13 protein-coding genes are annotated in these 14,105 nt (G+C 42.7%); 5 read left to right on the top strand and 8 right to left on the bottom strand.

The window, feature by feature from the left end:
* Window positions 1-133 precede the first annotated feature (133 nt).
* From pstB to asd, 5 genes are all read right to left on the bottom strand, one after another.
* On the bottom strand, window positions 134-913 hold the full coding sequence (gene pstB / locus DABAL43B_RS12625; RefSeq protein ID WP_079693124.1) for a phosphate ABC transporter ATP-binding protein PstB: 780 nt from the start codon (window positions 911-913) through the stop codon (window positions 134-136).
* Between the two features lie 231 nt (window positions 914-1,144).
* Window positions 1,145-2,059: a phosphate ABC transporter permease PstA gene (pstA, locus tag DABAL43B_RS12620; RefSeq protein ID WP_079692720.1), complete on the bottom strand. Its 915-nt coding sequence runs from the start codon at window positions 2,057-2,059 to the stop codon at window positions 1,145-1,147.
* Window positions 2,060-2,146: 87 nt separating this feature from the next.
* Window positions 2,147-3,097: a phosphate ABC transporter permease subunit PstC gene (gene pstC, locus DABAL43B_RS12615; protein WP_079692719.1), complete on the bottom strand. Its 951-nt coding sequence runs from the start codon at window positions 3,095-3,097 to the stop codon at window positions 2,147-2,149.
* Window positions 3,098-3,277: 180 nt separating this feature from the next.
* The gene (pstS, locus tag DABAL43B_RS12610) at window positions 3,278-4,435 is read right to left on the bottom strand and encodes a phosphate ABC transporter substrate-binding protein PstS (RefSeq protein WP_079692718.1); all 1,158 of its coding nucleotides are present in this window, start codon (window positions 4,433-4,435) and stop codon (window positions 3,278-3,280) included.
* 299 nt (window positions 4,436-4,734) lie between these two features.
* On the bottom strand, window positions 4,735-5,568 hold the full coding sequence (gene asd / locus DABAL43B_RS12605) for an archaetidylserine decarboxylase (RefSeq protein WP_079692717.1): 834 nt from the start codon (window positions 5,566-5,568) through the stop codon (window positions 4,735-4,737).
* Window positions 5,569-5,748: 180 nt separating this feature from the next.
* Between asd and dtd the strand changes: the two genes are divergently transcribed.
* The 3 genes from dtd to phoR all read left to right on the top strand — a co-directional run bounded on the left by dtd (window position 5,749) and on the right by phoR (window position 8,250).
* A complete protein-coding gene (gene dtd / locus DABAL43B_RS12600; RefSeq protein ID WP_079692716.1) occupies window positions 5,749-6,204 on the top strand; it encodes a D-aminoacyl-tRNA deacylase in 456 nt (151 codons plus the stop codon).
* Window positions 6,205-6,352: 148 nt separating this feature from the next.
* Window positions 6,353-7,057 (top strand): phosphate regulon transcriptional regulator PhoB, encoded by a 705-nt coding sequence (phoB, locus tag DABAL43B_RS12595; RefSeq protein WP_079692715.1) that lies wholly within the window; start codon window positions 6,353-6,355, stop codon window positions 7,055-7,057.
* A 95-nt stretch (window positions 7,058-7,152) separates the two neighbouring features.
* A complete protein-coding gene (phoR, locus tag DABAL43B_RS12590; protein ID WP_079692714.1) occupies window positions 7,153-8,250 on the top strand; it encodes a phosphate regulon sensor histidine kinase PhoR in 1,098 nt (365 codons plus the stop codon).
* Window positions 8,251-8,397: 147 nt separating this feature from the next.
* Here the strand turns inward: phoR and DABAL43B_RS12585 are convergent, their stop codons facing one another.
* Window positions 8,398-8,988 (bottom strand): M23 family metallopeptidase, encoded by a 591-nt coding sequence (locus DABAL43B_RS12585; RefSeq protein ID WP_079692713.1) that lies wholly within the window; start codon window positions 8,986-8,988, stop codon window positions 8,398-8,400.
* Between the two features lie 214 nt (window positions 8,989-9,202).
* Here DABAL43B_RS12585 and DABAL43B_RS12580 point away from each other — a divergent pair, with 214 nt between their 5' ends.
* Window positions 9,203-9,898 (top strand): putative quorum-sensing-regulated virulence factor, encoded by a 696-nt coding sequence (locus DABAL43B_RS12580; protein ID WP_079692712.1) that lies wholly within the window; start codon window positions 9,203-9,205, stop codon window positions 9,896-9,898.
* A gap of 34 nt (window positions 9,899-9,932) precedes the next feature.
* Here DABAL43B_RS12580 and DABAL43B_RS12575 read toward each other — a convergent pair whose 3' ends face one another.
* Window positions 9,933-10,829 carry an alpha/beta fold hydrolase gene (locus DABAL43B_RS12575; protein ID WP_079692711.1) on the bottom strand — a complete coding sequence of 299 codons (897 nt, stop codon included), beginning with the start codon at window positions 10,827-10,829 and terminating at the stop codon, window positions 9,933-9,935.
* A 343-nt stretch (window positions 10,830-11,172) separates the two neighbouring features.
* Here DABAL43B_RS12575 and DABAL43B_RS12570 point away from each other — a divergent pair, with 343 nt between their 5' ends.
* On the top strand, window positions 11,173-11,850 hold the full coding sequence (locus tag DABAL43B_RS12570) for a TIGR00730 family Rossman fold protein (RefSeq protein ID WP_079692710.1): 678 nt from the start codon (window positions 11,173-11,175) through the stop codon (window positions 11,848-11,850).
* Between the two features lie 163 nt (window positions 11,851-12,013).
* Here DABAL43B_RS12570 and DABAL43B_RS12565 read toward each other — a convergent pair whose 3' ends face one another.
* Window positions 12,014-13,591: an FAD-dependent oxidoreductase gene (locus tag DABAL43B_RS12565; protein ID WP_079692709.1), complete on the bottom strand. Its 1,578-nt coding sequence runs from the start codon at window positions 13,589-13,591 to the stop codon at window positions 12,014-12,016.
* Window positions 13,592-14,105 lie beyond the last annotated feature (514 nt).

The raw sequence follows: 14,105 nt of genomic DNA, 5'->3' as shown, positions 1-14,105 counted from the left end.
TTAATCGAATCGGTCTTAATCGTATTGGTGTTGGTCATAAAGATATTGCCAAAATGAGGATGGTTATGAAGGATCACTATAAATCACTGCTATAAATAACCGCTATAAACAACTTCTTTAAATAAAGAGCAACTTAGCCGTAACGACCGGTAATATAATCTTCAGTCGCTTTTTGTGCTGGGTTGGTGAATATTTGATCCGTCTCACCCATCTCTACCATGTCACCCAAATACATATAAGCGGTGTAGTCGGAGATGCGCGCGGCCTGCTGCATATTGTGCGTTACGATAGCAATCGTATAGTCATTTTTTAAATCCGTAATCAAATCTTCAATAGCGCCAGTAGAGATGGGATCAAGCGCTGAGGTTGGTTCATCTAATAACAGTACTTCAGGTTTCGTTGCCACCCCACGGGCGATACAAAGTCGCTGTTGTTGACCACCTGATAATGACAATCCTGAGGCTTTAAGTTTATCTTTGACCTCGAGCCATAACGCCGCTTTTTTCAATGCCCACTCGACACGCTCATCCATCTCTGCTTTGCTCAGCTTTTCATATAAACGTACGCCAAATGCCACGTTGTCGTAGATGGACATGGGAAACGGCGTGGGCTTTTGAAAGACCATACCCACCCGCGCACGCAGTAAATTGACATCCACCTCTTTAGCCAAAATGTTTTTGTTATCCAAGATGATTTGACCTTCGGCATGCATGTTAGGATACAAGTCGTACATACGGTTAAGCGTGCGTAGCAGCGTTGATTTACCGCAGCCTGATGGTCCAATAAACGCGGTTACCTTCTTTTCTGGGATGTCGATATTGATATTTTTTAACGCTTTAAAATCACCATAATAAAAATCCAAGTCCCGAATGGCAATCTTAGCAGGCGGCATATTGTCAGGCATATCTGCCATGGTTTGTTTGGTCAGATGAGCGCTATCTGGCTGCTTGTGCTGGCTATTAGTAGAGGTTGGCTGACCTAGTAAACGACCTTTGATACTGCCTTTATCTGTTTTCTGCTTAGCGGCTTTTCTTTCTAGTACATCAGTCATAATCGTATCCAGCTATTTTTAAATATCGTTAAAGGAGGAGTGGGTTATCAGCCGTACTGCTCATTATGGTTGTCAAAGTTTTCAGATAGTAAGTTATCTCGTATGATCTTTACCGCCTATAAAGCGCGCCGCAATATTCAATAGCAATACTGTCATAGTAATTAGCAGCGCCGCCGCCCAAGCCAATGCATGCCAATTGTCATACGGGCTCATGGCAAACTGATAAATAGTGGTTGGCAAATTAGCCATCGGTTGGCTCATATCTGTACTAAAGTACTGGTTATTTAATGCGGTAAACAGTAAGGGGGCTGTCTCGCCAGTAATACGAGCAAACGCTAACAGCACACCTGTGGTCAAACCTGCTTTGGCGGCTTTGAGCGTGACTGTACTGACCAGCTTCCATTTCGGTGTGCCTAGTGCATAGGCGGCTTCACGCAGGGTATTAGGCACAAGATTTAGCATGTTCTCCGTCGTACGTACGACAATGGGAATCACAATCAGCGCTAATGCTAGTGCACCTGCCCAGCCTGAAAAGCTTTGACCTTTGACCAGCAACGCATAAACAAACAGCCCAATAACGATGGATGGAGCAGACAGTAAAATATCGTTTAAAAATCGGGTGACTTTACCTAACAGACTACCATGTGAAAATTCAGCCAAATATATGCCTGCCATCATGCCGATGGGTGCGCCAATGGCTAAACCTGAAAAAGCCAACATCACTGAACCAATAATGGCATTACGCAGACCACCTTCACCCATAGGTGGCGGTGTATCTGCAGTAAACACCGGCATTTTGATTAAACCTTGAAAGCCTTCAACAAACAGCGTGATCAAAATCCAAACCAGCCAAAACAAACCAAAGACGATCGCTGATAGAGCAAAACCAAGCCCCAATCTATTGATAAAACGGCGCTTATTATATAAGCGCTTGTCATAGCGGTCTTCAAAGCTTAAAGCAGGCTGGCTAATCTGGGCAGTATGAGTATTGACTGTTGCTAAAGTCATCAGGCTTTTGTCCTTTTTGAATCAGATAACTGCTTTAAATATCACAAGCTATCTAGCAGCTACATGGTATTTAGGAGCTCACTATTATTAATTGCCAGCTTTTTGGTCAATACGCATGAGCATCAGCTTAGATATCGACAGCACGATAAAGGTAATCACAAAAAGAATTAAACCTAAGTGCAATAATGACGCTAAATGTAACTCACTTGAAGCTTCAGCGAATTCGTTGGCCAATGCCGATGTAATCGTAACGCCAGAAGTGAATAGACTTGGGCTGATGTTATAGGCATTACCAATTAAAAAGGTCACTGCCATCGTTTCGCCCAATGCCCGACCAAGCCCCAAAATCACCCCACCAACCACGCCCGCTTTGGTATAAGGCAAAATGATTTTGAACATGACCTCCCACGTGGTTGCGCCCATACCGTAAGCGGATTCCTTTAATAAATCAGGTACTACAGAGAAAACATCGCGCATGGTGGCGGCAATAAAGGGAATGATCATAATCGCCAGTATCAATGAAGCGGTAAACATACCAAGCCCCATGGGCGCACCCGTAAATACTTTACCAATAATAGGTAGGGGACCAATATTTTCAATAAACCAAGGCTGAATGTGATCGCCAAAAAATGGTGCAAATACAAACAATCCCCACATACCGTAGATAATAGAAGGGATGCCCGCCAACAGTTCAATAGCAATACCCAAAGGCTTTTTCAAAAAATTGGGACATAATTCTGTTAAGAAAATAGCAATCCCAAAGCTAACTGGAACGGCAATACAGATCGCGATAAAGGAAGTGACAACCGTCCCGTAAATGGGCGCGAGCGCACCGTATTGATCGTTCACCGTATCCCAGTTATTGCTGGTATAAAATCCCAATCCAAACTCGGTGATACTAGGCCATGCACCTACAATTAACGAGAGCATGATGCCGCCAAGTGACAATAGCACCAAGATTGCAAAGGCTTTGGTCGCATTCACAAAAACGGCATCGTAGCGTTTCTGTTTTGCCAGTTGGGACCTTAAATCATTCATAAGTGTCTCAGCGTTGAATAGAATCAAGTCAAAATAGTAAAAGAGTCAATGAGGTTTTATCACAACAAACTTAGAAAAATCTTTAAATTTTCTGTGATAAAACCTCTCAAACCCATACCGGAGAATAGTGGTTTGAGAGGTTGGCTCGACAGTGATTATGCAATCACTAGGATAAACAGGTTACTGTGCAGGCTTATAGACAGGCTGACCGTTGCTATCAACGACTTCATTCCACTTTGCTTTAAATAAAGCAACGGCAGTATCAGAAAAAGGAACGTAATCAAGTGCCAAAGCATCATCGCCACCTTGAGCGTATGCCCAATCAAAGAATGCTAATACACCAGCGACTTGTTTGGCATCTTGTGGCTGCTTATGTACTAAGATGAAAGTGGCAGCGGCGATAGGCCATGCTTGAGCTGTCTCAGAGTTGGTAATGACTTTATAAAATCCTTCTTGCTGTGACCAATCGATGTCACCAGCAGCAGCAAAGGTTTTTGCAGAAGGCTGGACAAAGTTACCAGCTGCGTTTTTGAGGGCCACGTGTGACATGCCGTTTTGCTTAGCGTAAGCATATTCAACATAACCGATAGAGTTTTTCATACGCGTCACGTAGCTTGAAACGCCCTCGTTACCTTTACCGCCCGCACCAGTTGCTGACGTTGGCCATTTCACTGTCTTATCGACGCCAACACTGTCATTCCAAGCGCTTGACACTTTTGCGAGATAATCAGTGAAATTGAACGTCGTACCCGAACCGTCTGAGCGAAATACCGTGGTAATAGCCGCATCAGGAAGGGTTAAGTCGGGGTTTATGGCAGCAATTGCAGGGTCGTTCCAGTTGCTGATTTTACCAAGATAGATGTCCGCTAACATTTCACCATTTAGCTTTAATTGTCCGGGCTTAATACCGTCAATATTAACGATAGGAACCACACCGCCGATAACGGTTGGGAATTGAATCAGACCGGCTTCGTTTAACTCGTCTGGCGTCATAGGTGCGTCGGATGCGCCAAAATCAACCGTTTTCGCAACGATTTGTTTGATACCACCGGATGAGCCGATTGACTGATAGTTAACCTGTCCACCTGTTGCTTTGTTGTAGGCATCTGACCACTTAGCATAGATAGGCTGCGGAAAAGAAGCACCAGCCCCTGTAATATTCATCGATACATTTTCAGCTGAGCTAGCACTAGCGTTACTTGTAGAGTCACCGCTAGAGGCCGTAGATGCTTGCGCTGTTGTGGCAGGCTCATTGCTTTCATTGCTATCGGGTGTTTGACTACAGGCTGCTAAGGTAAAAGCACCAGCGACTGCTACAGCTATTAATGAATGACGCATTATTTCTCCTAAAATTAATCAATTTTGAGTATCAAGCATTTATAAATAACAATGACAATAGTTTTCTGGGGTTTTCTGGGGTTTGCTGAAATGATGCTCTGTGGTTAATAAGGAGAGTGTGCCAAATGAATATGACAGTTTGATGACATAAAGCGTTTGTGTAAAAAAATAGCGGCTTATAAAAAGACATTAATAGATAGACAGGCATAAAAAAAGCATAGTCAGTAATGTTATTACTGACTATGCTCATATTTATCAATGCTACTCGTTAAAAGCGTTTGTTACTTAGATAAATGGGATTAAAACTTAGCAGCGCCTAGCAATTGACCCATTTGTACCGTTGAGCCATGCTTCATAGTATTTTGCCAATCAGTGTTTGCTGCTTTTGGCAGTACCACAATCGCGGTCGAGCCTAAATAAAAACGTCCAAGCTCATCGCCTTTCTTAAAGCTCATATCATGATCCGCTTCTTGAATATCATCGGTGCGGCTAATTTTACCAGTAGCTACCGTTTCGATCCCAGCGACAATCATCGCACCGACCATGATAACAGCCGCTTTACCATAGGCAGTATCAAACAGACAGACTAGGCGCTCGTTGCGAGCAAACAAATCAGGCACATTTGCTGCCGTCGTATTATTGACTGAAAATAGAGTGCCAGGTACATAACGGGTTTTGGTCAATGTACCATCAAATGGCATATGGACACGGTGATAATTACTTGGGGCAAGATAGACAGTGGCAAAGCTACCATCAGCGAAATAATCGCCGTCGGCACTGTTGGCCAATAGCTGCCCGATATCATAGTCGCGACCTTTGGCTTGTAGTAGTTTATGGTCATTGATTTGCCCAAGCTGCGATATCACCCCATCAGCAGGACTGACGATACCATTGATGGTAGTATCGATAGCGCGCGCATCATCTTGTAGCTCACGGGTGAAAAAATCATTAAAGCTCTCATAAGCGTTTAAACTTTGACGCTCATATTCATCTAAGCTAACATCATAAGCTTTGGCAAAGCTACGAATGAAAGCGCGTTTGACCCAAGGATGGCGGCTGGCGGCTAAGCGTCCAGCTGCTTTACTGATTTTTTGCTGGGGTACAAACTGTTGTAAGGTAGTAAATACATTCATAATAGATGACCAAAGTAGTGATTAAAAAAGCAATGATGAAAATAAAAAGTGGTGCTAGAAAATAATAGACAGTGACACTTATAGATAGTGATATTAATAGATAGTAACATTCATAAATAAATACATTTTATCATGGTCGGCAGCTGCCTGTATGACCATAATCGTTAAAGGAAGTAAGTAATGAGAGCACTTATCCAGCGGGTAAATCATGCCAGCGTCAGCGTTGATGACTGCTGCGTTGGCTCTATTCAGCATGGGGTATTGGCGTATATTGGTTTGGGTCACGATGATAATCTACAAAGTGCGCAGCGCTTAGTCGATAAAATCCTCACTTATCGACTCTTTGAAAATAATGACGATCCGGCTAAAACCGGTAAACTGGATAAAAATGTCCAACAAGTGGCTGGCGGGTTATTATTGGTATCACAATTTACCTTGATGGCAAAAACGGATAAAGGTCGTCGCCCTGATTTTGGCGGCGCGATGGCACCTGATGCGGCACAGGTATTATTTGCACAACTGGTTACTTATGCAAAGACTCAGTATCCCGCTATTGCAACGGGTCAGTTTGGCGCTAATATGCAAGTTGCGAGCGTCAATGATGGACCGCTAAACTTTTTATTAGAAGTAAGTTGAGCGATTAGACTTGATGCCAAATATTAAAATTTTAAAAGTAAATGTCATCAAGCTGTCATAATTAATTCGTTTAATAGGAAGAAGCTAGCGCGTGCGTTTATCGCCTTTTGATAGGCTAGATTTTGTCCTCTAACACTGAGAATGCCGTATGTATAATGAGCAAATTTTGATTGTTGAAGATGAACCTGCGATTCGTGAGATGCTCGTCATGACACTAGAGATGGCTGGATTTGAGAGTTTGCAGGCAGCTGACGTCTCAGAGGCGCACCAACAAGTGGTGGATCACAGACCAGCGCTGATTTTATTGGATTGGATGCTGCCCGGAGATAAAAGTGGCATCGATTTTTGCCGTATGCTTAAAAATGATGCGCTGCTCGCTGAGATACCAGTCATTATGTTGACTGCCAAAAGTGAAGAAGACAGTAAGGTTCATGGCCTTGATGCAGGCGCTGATGACTATATGACCAAGCCTTTTTCTACCCGTGAATTAATCTCAAGAATCAAAGCGGTATTGCGTCGAAGTAGTGCGCTCAGTAGCGATAAGCCTATCGAAATAGGAAAGCTAAGCCTAGACCCCAAAAGCCAGCGTTTCATGGTTGATGATAAAATTATCGATATGGGTCCGACAGAATATCGCTTATTGGCATTTTTTATGAGTCATCCAGAGCGTGCTTATACGCGAGCACAGTTGCTAGATCAAGTATGGGGCGGCAATGTTTATATTGAAGATAGAACCATTGATGTACATATTCGGCGTTTACGAAAATTACTACACCCTTATGATTGTAATACGTTGATCCAAACGGTACGCGGTACGGGTTATCGATTTTCTAGTCTGGTTGAATCAATTTAATTCACTATAAAAGTGCCATCTAATAAAAAAATTAATAACAATCGAAGCTAATCTAATGCAGCTAATAGTAGTAAGTCTAATTGATGAGAATGATAATGCCGACCGAAAATAATCAACAAGGCAAATTAGAGCCAATCTCCCAACAAAATACAACCGATCAGCTGAAAAAAATCAGAAGCGCTCTACTAGCATTACGAGATGCAGTAATTTTGCTCAATGACGATGATGGTCTGGAGTGGTGGAATCAGGCGGCAGAAGATTTATTGTTATTGCAAGCAGCTGATAAGGGCAAGCACATCTTTGATTTTATTAGGGTGCCTGAGTTTCGTCAATATTATCAAGCGGCCACGACGCCTAATGATGGCGATGGCGTTCATGATGGTGTGCATATGGTGTCGTGGCGAGATCCTAATCGCTATTTGAAGTGTGAGCTCACGCCTTTTGGTGACGAAAAGCTACTGATTATTTATGATGTGACGCGCTTGCATAACTTGGAAGAAATGCGCCGCGACTTTGTGGCGAATGTCTCGCACGAGTTACGTACACCATTGACCGTGATGATGGGTTATCTAGAGAATTTCTCAGATCAGCCAGATATGCCAGCGCATTGGCGACGTGGTTTTGAGTTGATGAGCCAGCAGACGGCTCGTATGAATAGAGTGGTGAATGACTTATTGTTGTTATCTCGAATTGAAATCGAAGAGACGCACGAGCTCAATTATATCGATATGACCAAGCTGCTTACGCATGTTTATGATGATGCGCAAGCCTATAATCAAGAATATGGGCATACCATTCATTTGCAGATAGATACTTATGACGGGTTACAAGGCTCAGAGATGTACCTAAATAGTGCGTTATCCAATCTGGTGATTAATGCCGTTAAATATACGCCAAAGGGCGGCAATATAGCTATTAGCTGGACTAAAACAGCAGAAGGTTGCCGGTTTGCCGTCGAAGATAATGGGATTGGTATTGCCCCTGAGCACATCGCGCGTTTGACTGAGCGCTTTTATCGTATCGATAAAGGTCGTAGCCGTGCCACAGGCGGTACGGGGCTGGGACTAGCGATTGTAAAACACGTCTTATATCAGCATGAGGCCAACTTGCAAATTGAGTCAGTAGAAGGGGTAGGCTCGACCTTTAGTATGGTGTTTCCAGCTGCTCATATTCGCTCTGCTCCTACGAATTGATACTAAAGTGGGCTTCTTGATAGGTATAAATAGTGCGTTTCAAATCTAGTAAAGATGCCTAATTGGTCGTTAATTTTTGCGTTGTTTGGGACACAGTTCTGATAAATCAACACGACCTAATGTTGATTGATAAATTTTTCAAATAGCCTAATTTTTTTGTAAAAGTGGGTAAGGATTCACCGCGCTGCCATTAATATAAATCCCATAATGAACATGCGGCGGCGTGCCTTTGGCGTTGCCACTATCACCAACATAACCGATGATATCGCCTGCATTGACCCAGTCATTGGGAGAGATGTCAGCATAGTCTTCTAAATGCGCATAATAATGTCCTGCACCGCCCGGTCCCACGACCACCACTACACGCCCACCCAATCTATCGTCTCCAACCTTGCTGACGATACCTTGTGTCGTTGCTTGTATCGGCGTGCCTCGATCTGCAAAAATATCAATCCCCTCATGGGAGCGTCCTTGGCTACGCGCAGCGCCCCAAGTATCCGTCAGATGCTGCTTTGGCAGCGGACTGGGCAGGCTGTTTTCGGTCGGCGGTTCTTGTTGTAACAGACTTAGCTGCTGCCATTTTGCCAGCACAAATGACTGTGTTTGTTGGCTGATATTTGGTACGAGTTTATCGAATACAAATAACAGCGCTAATAGCACAGCAGCCTTAATCAACACCTTTAGCACACGGCTTAACAATGTTGGTCGTGGTGGTTGGTTTTCTTCATTTGGTCGCATCGACGTCTCTTAAACTTATTGTGTTGTTTTAACTAATATTATATTGATCTTGTCCTTTAACGTTTGTATAGCATTGTTATATCTGGTTTTGATCCCCATAAATATAAATACAGTAACTATAACTATAACCCCTCTAATATAACGCTTCTTTTAGACTATTAAGGCGGGTATTGATGGCCAATTTTTTATGAATAACTTTCTATGACTGATTTTTATGATAAATCTTAATACTGCACTTATTATCGATACCGAAACCGACCAAGGTCGTGATCCACGACCTATCCAAGTGGCAACGATCAATGTGGTTACTGGCTTTGAGTGGATGAAATACTTCAACAGTGGTCGCTCGATATCACCAGTCGTGACTAAAATTCATGGTATCACCGATGATGATGTGGCTGGGTTTGAGCGTTTTGAATTGGATGAATTTGAATTATCAGAATATTTAATTGGTCACAACGTACGTTTTGATTGGCGTGTCATTGGCAGTCCATCGGCCAAGCTGATTTGTACTGTTAGGCTGGCGCGCGTTGCCTTTCCAGAATGGAGCGCTTATGGTCAGTCTAAGTGTATTGAGCAGTTATTGGGCAAGGGTGAGGCGAGTAGGATGACGATAGCGGCTCATGACGCGTTGGGTGATGCGCGCATGTGTTATTTGCTCTATCAGGCTTGTTGCGAGCGTTTAGAGATTGCGCCGACTGATTTTGTGGCTGCCCATGCTATCGCCAACAAAGCCAATCCTGTGAGTAAAATGCCCTTTGGTAAATATAAAGGACAACTGATTAAAGAGGTGCCCATCAGCTATGTTAAATGGATGCTCGGTAACATTCATAATATACAGCCGTCACTTTATTCTGCATTGACTAAGCGTATCAAGGCAGAAGCGGAGGCGGTAAACTCGACAGATTAAATAGCTTGATTTGACGTTAAATAGAATATTGAATCTATTGCTGCTTGTTCAACCAATCAATGGCCATTTGCCACAGCTCAGGTGCTTTGGCATTGGTTCTACTACTAAAATAACGCATATGACCGATACTTTTTAGGCCAAAGTCTGTAGGGGCAAAAAAGCGCTTTTCTACCGGCATCTGCGTAAAGACGCGAATCATATCATCCATATTTTTGCTGTTGGCAATTTCATCATCGCTAAAACCTAGCCACAATGCTTGGATGTCAATCTCATCATAAAAATGGCTATGTATGCTTTTGCCAAACGCCGTCTTGATATAACCTGCGCCATTACACCACTCGCGCCATTGACGAGCAACGCCACGTGGTAGCGGTTCGCCCATGCCGATTTTATCCGAAGGCGTATAACCTAATGCCAAGTTCGTGAGTGGAATAAAAGCATCCATAAAACCCATTGCCTTGAGCTTATAAGGCATATCCATGTTTTTAATACGACCTGATGAGCAGGCAACATTAAATACTGAGGCGATAGCTTTATAATTGGGCATCAAACCAATCAGCTGACCACCCGCGCTATGACCGATTAAGTGGTAAGTGGCGTTGGTAAACTCGTCCTGCAAAGCATCGAGGACGGCTGGCATGTCATGACGCCCCCAGCTGATTAAAGAAGCATCACATTTTGCCAAATCGCATGAAAGCGACTCACCGATACCTTCGTTATCAAAAGTCAGCACACCAAAGCCACGCTCTGCCAAATAAGTGGCAAAATTATGATAAAACTGACGTTTGATACCTGTTGCGGGTGCTATCATGAGCGCTATTTTTACTTCATTTTCAGGGCGATATACGGTCGCCGCCAATGCTTGATTGCGATCAGTCATTATGCTTAATGAGTAAGTGTCTATTTGAGTATTGGTAGAAGTGTTTTCCATGGTTGAACCTTAATATATTTTTGTCGTTTTTATGAGCGAGCTTTATTGATAAATAAAGAATGTTAATTTGCCATCAGCTGCCAATGTGTAGCCTTAAAAATGTAGTAATTGCGTAGTGATAAATCGTTGCTACCGCGTGATAGCATTGCTTATGTTAAAATAAATCTCAGTAGGGAAGGCGCTCAAATATGACTTCTAAGTTCTATTGCAGTTTATCTTGCATGATATTATCCATAAAGACTCGACTGAATCTCTACTTAAAATATTCAATACGTACGAATAAAGATGCTTTAATAAACAAGTTCTCAATAAAAACAATCGATGTGAAAATTAAGGAAGCTATATGCAAATGAAAATTAACAATAACACTTATGAAGTTATTACTAGCCAAGATATTACTCATATTGAAAAAGCAGTGGATAAATCAATGCTTACCATGCCATTAGTAGCGGTGTACTGCGGTTCACGCTTGGGCAATAATGAAGTATATGAGCAGGCAGCACGCGAGCTTGGTAGTGCTTTGGCAGACAACGGTATGGGTCTGGTTTATGGCGGTGCGAGTATCGGTTTGATGGGTGCGGTCGCAGACGAGGTTATTCGAGGCGGTGCACAAGCAGTCGGTGTGATTCCAACCTTTATGCTAAAGCACGAGATTGCCCATGAGCAGCTCACTCGCCTGCATTTGACCGACACTATGCACACGCGTAAAACAGTGATGGCAGAATATGCTGATGCCTTTATCACTTTGCCGGGCGGACTTGGAACATTAGAAGAAATTATGGAAATTGCTACATGGCGCCAGTTGTATCAGCATGAAAAACCGATGATTATTCTTAATATCAATGGTTTTTATGATCGTATGATTGAGCATTTAAAATATACCGCTGAACAAGGTTTTATGAAGCGAGAAGATCTTGAGCGTTTGGTGGTTTGTAATACGATTAATGATGCCATTGACCTGCTAAAGACACTGGTAAAAATAGATGACGCTGTCAACACTGAAAAAATGGTTGGCAACTAAAGGCTAGCGTAAGGGGTATTTATGACAGTATCCTGAAAGAAAATAGCTTTATATAAAAAAGGAGAGGATGACTCATGATTAGTCATTCTCTCCTTTTTTTGATTCATTTTTAGAACAGCTCGTGACTAATGCTATTGCTAAAAAGCTATTAATCACTGGTAAGTTATTGCATCTCAGTGACGTTTAAATCATCTAGAGTCATCTCGCAAATACCGTGATTTACGCCCGCCATCGCCAGCGGAAAACCGCGTTCTTCAGCCAAGGTACAGGCAAGTGTATCAATAGTGATACTATCGTTGTGCGCTAGATACGCCCACTTATGAGCATAACGATTCCGATTTTCTTGCGTATCATAATCAAGCAAACCAAGCTCCGTCAACTCATCGACAATTTGATCCGCCGCTATCAAAGTCGATGACGCTTTGACATTTTCAGCGCGCGCATAGCGTATATTAGAATATAGACTCACATCGGCGACTCGTAAGGTATCATCTTCACCGGGAATTTGTTGCCCACCATATAAGGCATTACCAACGCTACGCGCACTATGGAAGGTTGGTACAAACTCAGCCACATAATCAATGGCTTGCTGGCTACGCGCTTGTAGAGGCGCTTTATCCCAGCCATCTTCGATATAGTGTACATATTGTTGTGGCAATTTAGGTTGGGCGCTGTCTTTACTGGAAGCGACCAATCCATCATCGAACAGCGTGATAAATTTACTCATACCATGTATCTGAAAATAGCCACCCGGATAAGGGGTTAGCTGCGCCATACCTTCTGGTGTACCGCGATTGCCATAGACGATAATCTCTGGTATCTGTCCGCCAGTGTCACCCCAGTGGGTAATATAAGAGGATTTAAACTCGACCATGCGTGTGACTTTTACACCGACCATATCGTCGATCACACCAGTACGAAAGCCACAAGCATTGATTAAGTAATCCACTTCGATAGATTCAAATTCGCCATTAGATTCAGATTCAAGTTCGGAACTGGCAGCTTGCTGATAATCAATACGCCACTTAGTGACATGATGGTCAGCGTTTGAGCAATTTTCACAATCGACAGGCATCACTTGCTTAACCTGAGTGTCAGTAAAGATATGGGCATGCTCATAACCTTCTAACGCCAATTGTGCAGAGGCAGCCAAGCGAAAGATATTCCAACCGTATTCTTGTACGACAATAAGTGGAAATTTGACTTTATTCAAATCCAGATATTTCGCGACCGGTATCATCCACTCGTCAGCCGTATGTGGTACTGCAGCCTGTTCACGCTCAGACAGCTCAATCAGCTGTTCATGATTATATAATTGATAATAATTTTCAGGTTCGCCCAGTACTTTGTTATTAGCATCTTCAGCGATAAGCTTGCGATAAGCATCGGTCAATATGTCGAGACGCGGCAGCAAATCTTGTGGCAAGCCTTCATCGCGAGTCGGAACGGCAAATACCGTTGGGCGTACGTCGATGGTATGAGGATAAAGACGCAAAATATCGATGCATTGTTTGAGCAGCGCGACGCAGTCTTCGTCAGGAATTTCACGGTATAAATTGCCACCAGCATGCAAATGGCACATCGGTGGACCATCGATTAACGATTTATTTTTTTCAAAAACATAAGTCTCAAGCCCTAACGCTGCAAGGCGAATAGCGATGGTTGCCCCTGCCGTACCACCACCGAGAATACCGACGCGTTTGGTGGAATGCGCTTTATTTATCATAAAAGAGTGAGTCATTTTCGTGTTCATATCCTTAATAGCATTTGCATCAAGTGTTACTTAAAGTGGTACTTGGCATATTCATTAGCTGGCTTATGCATATTGATATGCGTGCAGAGCCAGTCAAGTTCAACCATCATATTAGGCCGCAATGGTCATATTTTCCATTGTGTAGTAATTCTTAATTTTCATAGCCTTATTGTACGAAAAACTACAAGTAATATGATGGCAAATACGTAAGTGGGTACATGAGTTTTGTCAACAAGCAACACCGCAATTTTCCAATATTTCAAACCTACAATTTTCCAATATCTAAAAGTAATCAGTGGAGCGGCCTATCAATTAAATTAAGTATTTTAGTTTGCTTGTTTTGTAATCTTTATGAGCTTTTGTAAATTTATATATTGCTATAAACGACTACTGTTTTGGGTATGTTATATTAAAAGTGCTTCAAATCAGGTTTAAGTAGTCTTTTAAGCTGCCTTGAATCATAAGATGACAAGAAAATACCTAACAAAAACTTATTATGACC

Source organism: Psychrobacter sp. DAB_AL43B (assembly GCF_900168255.1).
In the GTDB taxonomy this organism is placed as follows: Bacteria; Pseudomonadota; Gammaproteobacteria; order Pseudomonadales; family Moraxellaceae; genus Psychrobacter.
This window is presented reverse-complemented; position numbering and strand designations above follow the sequence as displayed.